Origin of the sequence: Natronomonas gomsonensis (genome assembly GCF_024300825.1) — an archaeon.
In the GTDB taxonomy this organism is placed as follows: Archaea; Halobacteriota; Halobacteria; order Halobacteriales; family Haloarculaceae; genus Natronomonas; species Natronomonas gomsonensis.
In genome coordinates this window covers 1,708,378-1,722,430 of the sequence record NZ_CP101323.1, presented here as the reverse complement: position 1 = coordinate 1,722,430, position 14,053 = coordinate 1,708,378, and the positions used below count along the sequence as shown (strand labels likewise).

Sequence of the window (14,053 nt, the reverse complement as noted above, 5' to 3'; positions counted from 1 at the left end):
CGGATTCGTCCACGGCATTACACGGCGAGTGACGAGTCCATCTTGGCTCAGCCGTGCAGCAGGCGTCGGCCTGTGCAGTGTCTCAATCGGGTTCGTCGTGCTCTTCGTCTTCGTCTTGGAAACCGGTGGCGACCTCACGCTCATCACGCGACCACTCCCGATGCAAATCGCACTCGCACTGCCACCAGTGATTGCGATTCTCGCTGCCGTGACGGCAGGTGGGGCAATCCTCGCGTGGTGGCACAGTTACTGGTCACTGCGAATCCGACTCCATCAAACAGTGTTAGCGGTTCTCGGAGTCGGGTTTAGCTGGCAACTCGCCACATTGGGATTTCTCCCGGTGTAAGACGGACCAATGAACAACAAATCTAACAGTTGTGCCAAAGACACACATCCCATGAACGCCCTTCAGAACAACGACGTGCCTACGATTCTGTCAGGGCACGGCAACTGGATTACGCCCGAGTTGTGGACCGCCCTGTCCGAGTACCCACTCGACTCAGTCGGCACGGAGTATCCGCACTTTGCACGAGTGGTCGAAAGCGCCGACGACTCGATTCAGCCAAGCGAGGACCACCCCGTCTTCTACGGGTGTTTTGACTGGCACTCCGCGGTACACAATCACTGGTGTCTCGTTCGACAACTCCGTCTCTTTGATGACCATCCTGAAGAGTCAGCCATTGTCTCGACGCTCGAAGAGCGGTTTACAGCCGAGAAAATCGAGCAAGAGGCAGCGTATCTGGCTGACAACGAGTCCTTCGAGAAACCGTACGGCTGGGCGTGGCTCCTGCGCCTCGTTTCGGAGCTATCCCTTTGGGACGCTGACCGTGCCGAAAAGTGGCGAGAGATGTTTGGCCCCCTCGAACAACGTGTCGTCGAGCTTTTCGAACGTGAATTTCTCACCCAAGACCGTCCGTTTCGAGTCGGCACACACGACAATTCCGCGTTCGCGCTCTCGTTTGCCCTCGACTACGCCCGAGTCGTCGACGACGACGCACTCGAAACAGCCGTCGTAGAGACCTCTCGTCGGTTTTTTCTCGATGACAAAGCGTATCCTGTCGAATACGAGCCACTCGGATGGGACTTCCTCTCACCAGCACTCACGGAAGCGGACTTGATGCGGCGAGTACTCGAACGAGCGGAGTTCCAACAGTGGTTCGATGGCTTCGTACCCGCGATTACCGACTCTCCCTACGACTCCATCCTCGAACCAGTCGATGTCAAAACAGACAGCGATGACGGCCTCGAACTGCATTTCGTCGGTCTCAATCTCTCAAAGGCGTGGTCGATGGCTGGCATCGCCAGCGCACTCGGCGACCATACTGTCGCCGAACCGCTCGAAGAAAGTGCACGGCATCACGTCGAACACAGTCTAGAGTTGGCGTTCACCGAGGATTACGCGGGCGCACACTGGCTCACCTCGTTCGTACTGTACCTGCTGACCAGAAACGAAGGGGGAATCGCACCCGAACAGTAGCCTCGGTGATTCGCGATTGGGAGCCACCTTAGCCGGTCAAGTCGGTTGCCGCCGTTACTCGGAGTTCGGTAAAATGGAGGTAGTCTATGGCTTGTATCTCCGGTTCGTGACTATCCACGGAGGAACGAATCGACTTCCGCTGCGATTCGTTTCGGAGCTTCTCCGGGACCGCTGTGGCTGACGCCGTCGAATTCGACGAGACGACTGTGTGGAAGTGCCTCATGAACGTCGCGAGCGCTCTCGCGGAGGAATTTCGGTCCATCAGTCCCCGTCATTACGAGCACGGGCGCTGTGACGTCGAGTGTCTCCGGAAGCTGATACCGTTCGACGGCACGATTCATTCGGACGACTTCCTCGGCGAGTTCCACACAATCGGGCCAGACCGGCCAATCTGCCAACCACTCATCGAGGTCATCGATTCCGTCGGGATGGAGGACCTGCTCGATGTAGCGTTTCACCGCTTCCCGGCGTTCCCCATCCTCTATGAGCGCCGCCATTCTGTCGGCGAGGTCGGCCTCCGCACGGAACTCGTCGGGGAGAACCGCCGGTTCGTATGCGAGGACCGCATCGACCGGCGAATCCGTCGCGGACTGGATAGCCGTCAGCGCACCGTAGGAGTGACCGAACAGAATCGGGTCGCCATCGACGGCCTCGACGAGCCCCCGAACGTACTGCGCCTCACGGGTCAATATCTCATCGGCGCTCGTCTCGTCGTGGTCATCGAGACACGTGCCGAACCCCGGCCGTTGAGGAATCACCGCGGCATACTCCTCGAAGTGTGGGACGACCGGGTGCCAGTACTGTCGAGGTGCCATGCCGCCGTGAAGCAATACCAGTGGTTGGCCGTCGCCGTGTCGTTCGTAAGCTATCTCGGTGCCATCGGTGGAATGAGTCGTCACCATACAACGCTGGTTTCGTGGACGAGTCGGCTAAGCCGTTCTCTCAGTCATTGGGGTATTTATTACGAGAGGAGGACAGCCGTGGTGCCACGTTTTCCGGAAAAGAGCCGGCGCAGTGAGATGGCGTCCGAACAGTCGATTCTCGACCAGCCGTTTGGATTTCGTCGACGCTTTCGACAGCACCATTATCATCGGTAGAAACAACGACACATGGGACTCGTCGCGGAGTTCGATATCGACTGTGAGGCGTTACCGCTCACGGATGTGGCGACTGATGTTCCCGAAGCGACAGTGATTCTCGAGATGCAGTTCAATCACGGCGCCCGTCCGTTGTTTCTCGTCACCGTACAAGACGGTCCGCAGTCGGACATCGAAGACGCATTGACCGAGGCATACGACGTGGGGGAGTGGACACTCGTCGGCCGGGCCAGCGAAACTCGACGATACCAGGTTATCCCGGCGCTCAGTCTGGAGGAGCAACTCGGGGAGGAACTCGACGACCTCGCAGGACTCGAAGCCCTCGCCACGGCCGACGCGATTATCGAGCGAATCGATGTGGTGCCAGACGGATGGCGACAAACCGGCTGGTTCGCCGACCGGGATGCGTTCAGCAAGTTCTCCTCGTTTTGGCAGCAGAACGCTCACTTCCGGTTGCACCGCCTCACCCAAGATGGGGAGTCTGAACCAGCAGGGGATGGACTGACCGACCGTCAACACGAGGCGCTTCGAATCGCCTACGAACGGGGGTATTTCGATATTCCGAGGCAGGCCGCCCTCGAAGACGTTGCCATGGAATTGGATATCTCACCGTCCTCGGCCTCCGAACGACTGCGCCGGGCACAAACCCAACTCATCGAGGAAACCGTGGCAACGACCTGGCCACCACTCCCCGACTGACTGTGCACGGCACGCTCGCTGATTGAGGGGCACTTAAACAACCGTACGAATTCGAGAACGGCCTACCCAGCTTCGTCGTGAGTTCTTACTCGCCCATGGCATTGCAACAGAGACGAGACCAATCCGTAGACCGGGTTGGTAGTTCGACGTGTCGAACCGCTATCGACGCAGAGGACGTCCACGTGACGTACGACGATGGAACCGAAGCCGTCCAAGGCGTCTCCCTCGACGTCGACGAAGGCGAGTTCTTCGGATTCCTCGGCCCAAACGGGGCTGGCAAGACGACCACTATCAAAACCCTCGTGACGCTTCTGGCCCCGACACAGGGGTCGGTGCGAATCAACGGCTACGATACGAAAACCGACCCACAGGCTGTGCGCGAATCCATCGGCTACATGGCCCAAGAGACGAGTATCGACTTCGAACTGACACCGCGTGAGAATTTGCGCGTCGCGTGTCAGATGTACGGCGTTCCGAGCGACGAACGAGAAGAGCGTATCGAAAGCCTCCTCGAACTCGTCGATTTGCGAGACGTCGCCGACAAGCGAGCAGAGACGTTCTCGGGCGGGATGCAGAAGCGACTCGATACTGCGACCGTGCTCGTCCATCGTCCCCCGGTGGTCTTCCTCGACGAACCGACGACCGGTCTCGACCCCGAGGCACGACTCCGAGTCTGGAATTACTTCGAGGAAATCAACGACCGAGGAACGACGGTGTTTCTCACGACGCAGTATCTCGAAGAAGCGAACGAACTGTGTGACCGACTCGCCATCCTCCAAGACGGCCAAATCACGCACACAGGGACACCTGACGAACTCAAATCAGCTATCGCGACGGATACCCTCACACTGTCACTGAAAGACCCGTCGGACCAGAAACGCCGCCGAGCTGTGCATGTCGTCCGTCAACTCGACGCCCTCGAGGCGGCAACCGTCGAACAGACCGCCGAGGGCTTGATTATCGAAGCCGACAACGTGCGCTCTGCCGTGGGCGACCTGTTCACCGAATTGGCCGCGGCGGATATCACAATCGCCGATTTCGACGTTCAATCACCGACGCTTGACGATGTCTTCCTCACGCTGGCTGGGTCTAGGGGTGGAGAAAACGGCATCGCCACAGAAACGGTGACCGTTCAGGAGGTGACTCGATGAGCGGCGCTACCGACGAGTCGGGTATCGAGAGCGATTCAGCAACGCGAGCATCGGGGAACAGTTCCCTAACGGACGCACGAATCAGTTTCAAGCGATGGCTCGTCAAGACCTCGCGCAACCCCTACGTGACGTTCACCTCCCTAGTCCAGCCGATTATCTTCTTCGTCCTCATGGCCGAAGTCCTCGGCGCCATCGCGGGAGGCGCCATCTCCCAATCCGTCAGTAGTGACGTTTCCTACGTGACGTATCTCACCCCCGCGATTATCATTCAATCAGCACTGGCCGCCGCTGCCGTCTCCGGTATCGGTTTGGTCGACGATATGGAGACGGGGATGTTCGACAAGACGCTCATCTCCCCGATGCATCGGAGCGCGATGTTCGTCGGTAAAATGCTGTCCGAGGTGGTTCGGATTACCGTCCAGACGGGCATCATCCTCGCGCTCGGCTACCTGCTGTTGAGTGTAAAGTCTGGGGCGTCCGTCGACCACTACCTCCAGACAGGGCTGTTCGGCGTCGTGGGTATCTTCGTTGTCGCAATCGTCTTCGGTGGCGTGTTCATGGCGTACTCGAACATCGTCGCGCTCGTCACCCGCGACCGAGAAGCCACGGTGATGATTGCGAATCTGCTGACGTTCCCGCTACTGTTTATCTCCAGTGCGTTTCTGCCGCTCGAGGTCCTCCCAGACTGGATTCAAGCGGTCGCAGTCCTCAACCCCATCACCTACGGCGTCGACGGCATCCGAGCGCTCATGCTCGGACAGAACGTGATGTCGGTCTTCGAGATAACTTCGTTCACTGGATTCTGGAACACGGTCATTCCCGCGATTGGCGTTCTACTGGCGTTCAACATCGTCCTGGGTGGCATTGCTGTCGGTCTGCTCAAACGAGCCTCCAAGGCTGACGTTCAGTAACGTCTCATCTCTCGTTCTTGGCAGTTCACTCTCGAATTGCAGTGGTTTTGGAGACTGCGTCGGCGTAGACCGAACTAATCGACGAACGGTGAGACTGCGCGAGGACTCCTCAAATCGAGTGTCGCAGTATACCCCTCCAGTCTTAAACGGCCGAATGACTGAGAGACAGGCATTCTCCACGCCCACGATAACGACGAGACGTACCCATGCAGGCAGTGACTTCAGCAGATGGAACCAGTATCGCATTCGAACAACACGGAGAGGGACCACCGCTCGTTCTCCTTCACGGAGGGTCATCTCCTCAGTATTGGAAGCCGTTAGTTCCTCACTTCGCCGAAGACTACACGGTCACGATTCCGCATCGACGTGGGGTTGGAGAAAGCGGCGACTCCGAGGAGTATCACCTCGGCCGCGGCGTCGAGGACGTTCGTGCCGTCATTGACGCAGTCGAGGGAACGCCAGTTCTGTTCGGGCATTCCTTCGGCGGTTTGTTGGCAATCGAGACTGCACGAACGGCGTCAGTAACGAAGGTCATCGCATACGAGCCTGCAGTCCTCATCGGCGAATATCGAGAGCAGGCCGACCTCGCCGCACAGATGCAAGAACGAATCGATGAGGGCGACCGACGCGAGGCGATGAAGTTCTACATCAGCGAGGTGATGCACGGTGGCCAAATCGACGATTTGGATGGCTGGCTCGCCGAGTGGCCGCCGTGGCCGGATATCGTCGCGCTAACCGAGAACATCGCACGAATCAACCGTGCTATCGAACAGTACCAGCTCCCGGACTCACTCGACATCGACGCGCCCGTGCTTTTGCTGACTGGCACCGAGGGACCACCCCACCTCCGAGACGGTATCCGTGCGGTGGATGCGGCCCTCTCGGACAGCCAACTCGTCGAGTTCGAGGGCGTCGGCCACGGCGGTCCAACAGAAGCACCGGACCGCATCACGGCGACGGTCCGTGATTTCATCGACGAGAAGGAAACGCCAGTCGCGGAGCACGGTATCTAACCCCGAGTCCGTACGGTGTTATCCCAGAGGACCCTCCATCGTGACCCTGCGTGGGGGAGCGACGCGGAAACGGTCCACCGCCTGCGGTTTGCCGACGACGACCCCTAGAGTACGCCTCCGTCCCGTTCGGGGGGACCCTCGTCATATCGGGTCAACGCACGCCCGACCGGACCCCAGGTTTGATTGCCAGCACGAACCTCAAACCCGGCGAGTCGAGCAAAATCGAACGCTGCGGATAGCTCAGCCCCCCACCCATGTCGCCAGATATCCTGATTCACGACGCGACGGTGTTGACTGTCGACGAGAACAATCACCTGTATCGAAACGGGACAGTCGTCGTCGACGACGGGAGAATTCAGGCGGTTCGGCGCTCGGAACCGGACGACGCCGATGCAGTCGCCGAAACCGTCATCGACGGAAGCGGTCGGCTCGTCATGCCAGGGTTGGTCAACGCCCACGCCCACCTCGAACTGACAGCGCTCACGGGCGCGTTCAGCGAGCTGAGCGTTGGCGAATTGTTCGTCGAAATGACTGCCTTCTGTGAGCAACTTGGACGTGGCAAATACGAGTATCTCGTCGAGGCAGGCTGTGACCTCGCCGCATTGAATTTCATCCGAGGGGGTATCACGACGACCAACGCGATGGAGGCACTCCCAAGTCGAGGCGCCGATGCATTCGGCGAGGCAGGGTTGAGAGGCTTTTTCGGCCCCTGGATTAGTGATCTGTTTTGGGATATTCCCGAAGACGAACAGTTTGAGCGCGCCCGTTCGTTTATCGAGGATTATCACGACACCTACGACGGACGAATTCAGGCGACCGTTTGTCCCCACGACGACTGGTCGTGCTCTCGGGACGTCTGGGAGCGCACAGCCGAGCTTGCGGCCGACTATCCCGACCTACCGGTCCACACGCACCTACTCGAGTTGGACGCAAGCAACACGATGGCCCGAGCGAACGACGCCGATGACTCGCTTGCGCTTCTAGACGAGGTCGGCCTTCTCGATGACCGCCTCGTGGCCGCACACTTTCGCGTCACCGACGAAGACGACATCGAACGGATGGCAGCAAACGACGCGTCCGTCGCCCACTGTCCATCTATCTTCTGCTACTGGGAGCCAGACGGGGAGACCGAATGGACACCAGTACCGACGCTACGAGAGGCAGGCACAACAGTTGGACTCGGTCTCGATGACCACTACTGGCACGACTCCAGCGACCTGTTGGGAGAGGCCAGACAGGCCCGACTGGCAGCCAACCTCTCCTTTGGGACGAATCAGTTTCACTCGATGGAACTGGTCCGAATGCTCACCATCGAGGGCGCAAGGGCGCTCGGCGTCGGCGACGAACTCGGTAGTATCGAACCCGGTAAACGGGCCGACCTCATCATGCTGGATTTGTCGGACCCCAAGTTCGCACCGAAGACGAACATCCCTGCCTTAGTCGCCAACACTGCGACGACTGGAGATGTCGAATCGACAATCGTCGATGGAGAACTACTCATGCACGACAACGAAGTCCGGTCGATGAACGCCGATGCAGTGTGTGAGCGTGTAGAAGCCGCTGTCGAACGGTTCGGCGACGAACTGGGCTGGGAGATGGATGTCGGAGGGAGTAAGCCACCGAGCCATCTCCAGACTGCCCGTGACCTCCCGAAACGGGGACCAGCACATCTCGTGGCCCGGCTCGGTCTGCAACACGTCAAAGAAAGATTGTGAGTTCTTGCTTCAGTAAGTATTGTCAGCATAGCAGAGACCACTGCTGTGCGATGGTGGTCAATCAGTAAGAGTATCGAAGCGGTCCTGAAGAGATAGGCTGGCGGACAAAAACTGCCCCGTATTGACGGAGATAGCCCTAACCGTCCCAATCGGTAGGAAGGCGTATGCAACGACGCCGATTTCTGGGCGTGCTCGGAGCCGGCACACTAGGACTGGCTGCCGCCACACCAGCGACGGCGGAACTGGAATACACGGAAACGGACGTCCGAATCGAGTCCTTCGACGGGACGGAAATCGCGGCGACGCTGTTCGAACCAGCCAAGCCGGGGCGCTACCCTGTTGTGTTGGGAACCCACGGCTGGGGTGGCTCACGCAGCGCCAGCATCGGACGGAACTACGCCCCGCGCGGCTATGTCGTCCTCTCGTACGATTCCCGCGGGTTCGGCGAATCCGAAGGCGAAGTCGGCGTTGACGGTCCGAAAGAGGTTGCCGACGTGTCGGCACTCATCGACTGGCTCGAAGGCCGCGAGAAGGTACGCGTCGAGGGGGAAAACGGCGCCTCAGTCGGTATGATTGGCGGTTCCTACGCCGGCGGCATCCAGTTGAACGCCGCGGCGGTCGACGACCGCATTGAGGCCATCGTCCCCCGCATCGCGTGGCACGACCTCAACTACTCGCTGCAACCGAACGGCGTCGTCAAAACTGTCTGGGGGACCGGCCTCTACGGAGTCGGAATCGCTGGCTCGCGAACCCGCGTCGTGGCCGAGGATAGTTCGACGGAAACACGAGTCAACGACGCTTCGCGCGGCATCGATCCGGCAGTGCATCGCTCCTACGCAGAAGGCATCGCTCTCAATGGGTACTCTCAGCCCTCACAGGCATTCTTCGCTGCACGCTCGCCGTATCACAAGATGGACGAACTCGACGTGCCAGCGCTGTTCGTCCAAGGGTGGACCGACCACCTCTTCGTCCCCAACGAGGCGATTTGGAACTTCGAGGCATTCCGCAACCGCGGGCGGGATGCGAAACTCATCATGTACAACGGCGGCCACGCCCAGATACCGGTCGATTCCGACCCACAGCAGGCCGAATCCGCCCGTGACGAAGCGACACGTGCATGGCTCGCCGAACACCTCGACAGTCGCGACGACGCCAGCGTCGACGCTGTCTTCGACGACCACGATGTCCTCGTCTACGAATCCCAGACCGAGCGCATGCGCGGCGCGAACGCGATTCCCCAGCGAAACGCCGAGACCGTCGAACTCGACCTCTCCGAGGGTGCGTCAATCCCCGAGGACGCCGTCGGCGCCTCGTTGGTCGGCAACACCGTCGCACCGACCGCCAACAGTTACGTCGTCTCCGAATCGTTCGACGGCGCAACCAGCGTCGCCTTCGAGTTCGACGCCAGCGACGCGTTCGGACTCGACGACGGCCAGCAGGCCGACCTGCTTACGGTGCCCGAAATCGACCTCCAGGTTCGAACGCTCGGTACCGAAGCGACGCTGTTCTTCCGTGTCACCCACGTCTCCGAAGACGGCGAGGAGACTCACATCAACGACAACGTGACCCCACTCCGAATCGAGGACACTCCAGAGGCGGTCCACACCGAGACGCTGGAGTTGATTGCCTTCCAGCGGTACGTCTCGTCTGGGGATACGCTCCGACTCGTTATCGACTCGACTGACTCCGGCTTCAACAGCGCCCGCGAATCCGCCGGCGCCATCGTCGAACACGACTCGACGCTCCGGATTCCCGGCGTGACAGTTCTGGACGGGTCGGTTGTCTGAAACAAAAGAGGCGAGAATTGGCCGAACACTCAGGGAGTTAATTTACTACCCTATTGAGTTCGTCAGTAAAGATACACTTGACCCGGAGATCCCAGCAGCCTGCGATGCGTTGTTCTCACACGAGTTCTGGAGAAGAACCCAGTTAGGCTAAACCCATCTTGATTGGTCGGCGATACTGACTTTGAGGAGGCACACGAAGTGGTACGAACCCGTGACGCTCAACGCACAGTACCTTCGCAAGCACGGTCCACAGCCTGCCACGGAACTACCAAGTGAAGTTACGATCGACGATCGTAAGGCAGGCGTCTGTCGGTGGACACTTCGTGGATCGAACGCTCAGACGGCGATGGGCGGTTCCCCCACCATGGTCTATCATCTCGATGAACACGACAAGCGAGTGATCATCAGGCGATTTCTGGAGTTGAACCCACAACTCGTCGAGGCCAAAGACAAAGCAGGTTTCCACAGGTCAGTTCGGTCCCACGGAACCTCATGGCTGGAAGCCGCCAGAGCTGTGAGTGACGACTACTTCGACCGACCGGAACGACTTCAACAAGGCGGATGGGTTGAGCAGGGCGAACAGACGTGTCCAATGTGTGGCGAAGTAATTGAGGGCCAACTACCGACGCATCTCGAAAACGAGTGTACGGCGGCGTGAGAGAGGAATGAAATCATCACCGAGTCAGGAACGGTGTATCAATTCGTGAACATATAGATTCCGGGCCGCTGCTTCCTTTGGAGCGTTGACCGACTCGAATTCGATGGAGATGGAATTGTCACTAACTAGGTGTTGTGCGGCGACGGCTCAACACTCACTAGTGTGTGGTGTTCCAACCTACAACGGGCAGATTCAATGTGGCTGGTGAATCGACTCAGCACAGGTGTCAAATACATGGGTTCTTATCACTAACGGTCATATTGTAGACGAACCATGCTAGAGAATACTACGCGAGCAATGAAGGTTCGCATGCAGGTAGTGTGACGATGCCCGATAGACACGGCCCCTACCGGCAAATGCGGTTCATCCTTGAACTCGACGGCATCGTGAAAGCGGGCTTTAGCCGCTGTCACATCCCCGAGAATCGAACGAACGTTGTCAAATACCGGGAAGGTAACGACCCGCCCACCCGCCGAAAGCTGTGGGGATTAAACGAGTACGGGCCACTCGTACTGGAAAGCGGGGTGACCGACGACTCTGTCGTCCTCTACGAGTGGCGTAAGAAGGTTGAACAGGGTCAAGTCGACGAAGCCCGAGGCAATGTCGCCATCGTGCTCCTTGATGAGGAGGGCAATCCGGGGCCTCGATGGGAGTTCAAGCAAGCTTGGCCGGCTCGCTACCATGGTCCCCAACTCGACGCGAACCGCGACGCAGTTGCTATCGAACGACTCGTTATCGCTCACGAAGGGATGCAACGAGATTCCCCCAAAGAAGACGGCGGAACGACACAGACGAAATCAACGAAGACTAAACCCGAGAGTGCGACCGTGTTCGAGGCAGATACGAGGGCTGATTCCGTCGAAAAATCTCGGACGGAAACCGCTGAGGAGGTGGAGAAACCCCGTCGAAACCAACAGGATACTGAGGGGGACCCAAAGAAAAAATCCGAGCACACTTCTCGCAAGGAAAATCGATCTGGTGATGGGAAGACAGAGCGTTCTGGATGAGATGGCAGCGAGTACTACCAATCTGTTCGAGGGGGACTGCTAATGTCGGGAATCGAGCGTGACGATCCGCTCCCGAAGTTCCGCTTTCGAGTCGAGATAGATACGATGGTCGTTGGAGGGTTTAGTGAAGTTCGCGGTCTGTCGATGTCCATCGCCGAGCGCAAGGAGGATGATGCCGACGACCGTTCCTTCTGGCAGCGACTGTTCGGACTGGGCCGAAGTGGTGAGCTTGATTCCACGAAAAAGAGTAATGATGATCGCCAGTTCGCGACGACCTCACCGACACTTGAACTGCGCCGCGGGCTGACCGAAGAGAAGGCGCTGTGGACGTGGTACGAAGAGTGGCTCAATGGCTCAGGTGAGAAGCGGAACATCCGCTTAATACTGCTTGACGAACATGGAATAGAGGCCCGCGGCTGGGAGTGTCGAGGCGCCAAGCCAGTACGCTGGGTTGGTCCGACACTTGTCGCTGGTGAATCTGGCATCGCTTTGGAGACCTTTGAGCTGGCTCACGAAGGAATCTGGCAATTGGACGGATTGTGAACGAGACGGGGGCTCGGAGGTGACCAACGGGTGGAAGCCGAGGGTGACTCGCTTCGTAATCGGTGAAAAAATGTTGAATCGCCCAAACGGGTCGCTCAACCTATGTGGTGAGAGTCGCTTCAGAATCGCTCACAGGACGGTCATACGGCTCAATAGCGTGGCTGTTGTACAGTCTTGCTAACCAAGAATCAGTTGATACAGGGATTCTACGCCAATTGTACAGGAGTGTACACTCATTCGGACATCCGCAGTGTGAGTACGGTGAGAACCTGCGGTAGTGGCAACCCCGAGAGAAACGATTCGAATAGAAGCCAAATAAGCTGAAGCCAGCCAACAAGCGGATAGAGCGCCTCAACCGAGGAGATAGAAAACCAAGAGCAATCAGAACAACCCCATCCAGACGTATCTCAGATTTGGAAATCAGCGGATACACCCCCATACTTCGGGGGGTGTACGCGGGTTTCAGAGACTCGTAAACCGATGCATCAGTCTGCGTACAGTGGGTGTACACCCCACCTACACGGTGTTGGAGTATCCAGCGAACGATGGCCGTTGACGCCTCGTTCGACATGAAACAGCGGGGTAACAGAAACCAACCAGCATGCTATCCAAGCAAATCAAAGCCGACTCGCTAACAACAGACCGCGTACAGCATTCCCCCGTATCCCACATTGCGGGGATTCAAATGAATGTACACCGCCGAAATCAGCCCGTACACTAAGCATACACGACCGTACACCGTTTCAAAAGGGTGTACGTACAGAGCAGACAGTCCTGCTATAATCGCCACAAACTGCTCGAAACGGAATCATTTAGTCATAGATAGACGACGTGAAATCAAATAACCGTGCCCGAAGCACTCCCGGCGCGTGAGGAGATCCCACCCTCCCTGTTGGACCACGAGCAGTGGCTCTGTTGGCGAGAGGAAAATCGAGACGGGAAATCGACGAAAATTCCGATCAATCCCAGCACTGGTGAGTTCGCCTCGACGACGGATCCTGAAACCTGGGCAGGGTTCGAAACGGCTCGCGAGCGAGCCACATTCGAAGACGGGCTCGGCTTCGTGTTCACCGACGACGACCCCTTCGTCGGTGTCGACCTCGACGACTGCCGCGTGCCCGAAACTGAAACGACGCAGGAGTGGGCCGACGACGTCATCGAGACGCTCGATTCCTTCACCGAAATCAGCCCGTCCGGAACTGGGTTCCACGTGCTCGTCGAAGGCGACCTTCCAGACGGTCGGAACCGCAAAGACGACCTCGAGCTGTACGAGACGGCCCGCTTTTTTACCGTCACAGCCGACCACGTTGCGGAGACGCCAACTACGATTCAGCCGCGTACACAGGCGCTTCGGTCGGTGTACGAAGAGTACGTCGAGCCGAAGCGGGAGGATGACTCAACCAACGACACCCCAAAGTCAACGCCAACTCGCAGTCTCGAAGACGACGAACTCCTTCAGAAAGCGAAGAATGCAGCCAACGGCGAAAAATTCCAGTCGCTGTGGAAAGGATCGACGAGCGGCTACGAAAGCCAGTCGGAGGCTGACATGGCGCTGTGTTCACTACTCGCCTTCTGGACCGGTGGTGATTCCCGACAGATGGATCAGTTGTTCCGTGATTCGGGGCTGATGCGTGAGAAGTGGGACGAACAGCATTTCGCTGATGGGAGTACGTACGGTGAAAAGACCATCGAGCGGGCGATTGAGGGGACAAGTGAGTTCTATGACCCCGCTGGAACAGCAGATGAGCCACCGGAAGTTGAGACAGGAGTTACCACTACGGAACTCCGTGAGCGAGAAACGAAACGATTGGAGCGAATCGAAGCACTCGAAGCTCGATTAACCGAGTTAATGGAAACCAACGAGGAGCTCAAAGCAGAACTGGAGGCAGAACGCGAGCGACGACAAGCCTTGGAGGAGGAACTAGAGAGTCTGCAAGAGGAGAATGAATCCTCCCTGTTCGGGTGGCGATAATAGTACGATACACGGGCGAGTCA

Annotated in this window: 13 protein-coding genes; 12 read left to right on the top strand and 1 reads right to left on the bottom strand. The window is 58.2% G+C overall.

Annotated elements, in window-relative coordinates:
* Nucleotides 1-28: 28 nt before the first annotated feature.
* Together NMP98_RS09345 and NMP98_RS09340 are read left to right on the top strand one after the other, a co-directional pair.
* Nucleotides 29-346: a hypothetical protein gene (locus tag NMP98_RS09345; protein WP_254861237.1), complete on the top strand. Its 318-nt coding sequence runs from the start codon at nucleotides 29-31 to the stop codon at nucleotides 344-346.
* 51 nt (nucleotides 347-397) lie between these two features.
* The gene (locus NMP98_RS09340) at nucleotides 398-1,477 is read left to right on the top strand and encodes a DUF2891 domain-containing protein (RefSeq protein WP_254861236.1); all 1,080 of its coding nucleotides are present in this window, start codon (nucleotides 398-400) and stop codon (nucleotides 1,475-1,477) included.
* Nucleotides 1,478-1,587: 110 nt separating this feature from the next.
* Here NMP98_RS09340 and NMP98_RS09335 read toward each other — a convergent pair whose 3' ends face one another.
* Nucleotides 1,588-2,379 carry an alpha/beta fold hydrolase gene (locus NMP98_RS09335; protein WP_254861235.1) on the bottom strand — a complete coding sequence of 264 codons (792 nt, stop codon included), beginning with the start codon at nucleotides 2,377-2,379 and terminating at the stop codon, nucleotides 1,588-1,590.
* Nucleotides 2,380-2,586: 207 nt separating this feature from the next.
* On the opposite strand from NMP98_RS09335, the gene NMP98_RS09330 reads away from it, so the two are divergent.
* From NMP98_RS09330 to NMP98_RS09285, 10 genes are all read left to right on the top strand, one after another.
* Entirely contained in the window at nucleotides 2,587-3,273 is a 687-nt protein-coding gene (locus NMP98_RS09330; protein WP_254861234.1) for a helix-turn-helix domain-containing protein, read from the top strand.
* Between the two features lie 182 nt (nucleotides 3,274-3,455).
* Nucleotides 3,456-4,424, top strand: coding sequence for an ABC transporter ATP-binding protein (locus tag NMP98_RS09325; RefSeq protein WP_254861233.1), 969 nt, complete (start codon nucleotides 3,456-3,458; stop codon nucleotides 4,422-4,424).
* Nucleotides 4,421-5,335 (top strand): ABC transporter permease, encoded by a 915-nt coding sequence (locus NMP98_RS09320; RefSeq protein WP_254861232.1) that lies wholly within the window; start codon nucleotides 4,421-4,423, stop codon nucleotides 5,333-5,335. Before NMP98_RS09325 ends, NMP98_RS09320 begins: the two co-directional genes overlap by 4 nt.
* A 206-nt stretch (nucleotides 5,336-5,541) precedes the next feature.
* Nucleotides 5,542-6,348 carry an alpha/beta fold hydrolase gene (locus NMP98_RS09315; protein WP_254861231.1) on the top strand — a complete coding sequence of 269 codons (807 nt, stop codon included), beginning with the start codon at nucleotides 5,542-5,544 and terminating at the stop codon, nucleotides 6,346-6,348.
* Nucleotides 6,349-6,602: 254 nt separating this feature from the next.
* A complete protein-coding gene (locus tag NMP98_RS09310) occupies nucleotides 6,603-8,063 on the top strand; it encodes an amidohydrolase family protein (protein WP_254861230.1) in 1,461 nt (486 codons plus the stop codon).
* A gap of 164 nt (nucleotides 8,064-8,227) precedes the next feature.
* Nucleotides 8,228-9,850 (top strand): CocE/NonD family hydrolase, encoded by a 1,623-nt coding sequence (locus NMP98_RS09305; protein ID WP_254861229.1) that lies wholly within the window; start codon nucleotides 8,228-8,230, stop codon nucleotides 9,848-9,850.
* Between the two features lie 514 nt (nucleotides 9,851-10,364).
* Nucleotides 10,365-10,508, top strand: a complete 144-nt coding sequence (locus tag NMP98_RS09300; RefSeq protein WP_254861228.1) for a hypothetical protein — start codon at nucleotides 10,365-10,367, stop codon at nucleotides 10,506-10,508.
* A gap of 326 nt (nucleotides 10,509-10,834) precedes the next feature.
* Entirely contained in the window at nucleotides 10,835-11,515 is a 681-nt protein-coding gene (locus tag NMP98_RS09295; protein ID WP_254861227.1) for a phage tail protein, read from the top strand.
* 42 nt (nucleotides 11,516-11,557) lie between these two features.
* Nucleotides 11,558-12,058, top strand: coding sequence for a phage tail protein (locus NMP98_RS09290; protein WP_254861226.1), 501 nt, complete (start codon nucleotides 11,558-11,560; stop codon nucleotides 12,056-12,058).
* Nucleotides 12,059-12,905: 847 nt separating this feature from the next.
* A complete protein-coding gene (locus NMP98_RS09285) occupies nucleotides 12,906-14,030 on the top strand; it encodes a phage NrS-1 polymerase family protein (protein WP_254861225.1) in 1,125 nt (374 codons plus the stop codon).
* Nucleotides 14,031-14,053: the final 23 nt, after the last annotated feature.